The sequence below is a fragment of the Psychrobacter coccoides genome, assembly GCF_017498085.1.
Lineage (GTDB): Bacteria > Pseudomonadota > Gammaproteobacteria > Pseudomonadales > Moraxellaceae > Psychrobacter > Psychrobacter coccoides.
In genome coordinates this window covers 1-293 of sequence record NZ_JAGBKM010000065.1, presented here as the reverse complement: position 1 = coordinate 293, position 293 = coordinate 1, and the positions used below count along the sequence as shown (strand labels likewise).

1 pseudogene is annotated in these 293 nt (G+C 42.0%); it reads left to right on the top strand.

The features are described from left to right. Nucleotides 1-39: 39 nt before the first annotated feature. A pseudogene (locus J3492_RS13085) lies at nt 40-293 on the top strand (RNA-guided endonuclease InsQ/TnpB family protein); the annotation flags it as partial.

Below are 293 nucleotides of genomic sequence, written 5' to 3'. Positions count from 1 at the left end.
TGCCTTGATAACCAAACGCATTGAGATCATAATTAATCCATGAAAACGCTCAAACTACGCATCAAAGACAAACACGCCAAGCAGCTCAATATCTTGGCTGGGTCGGTTAACTTTGTGTGGAATTACGTCAATGAGCTAAGTTTTAAACACCTTAAGCGTACAGGTAAATTCTTTTCAGCCTATGATTTGGCCGCTTATACTAAAGGGGCGGGTGACTACCTGAATCTGCACAGTCAAACCTTGCAAGCGATCAGTGAGGTTCACGCTAAATCCCGTAAACAGTTTAAAAAAGC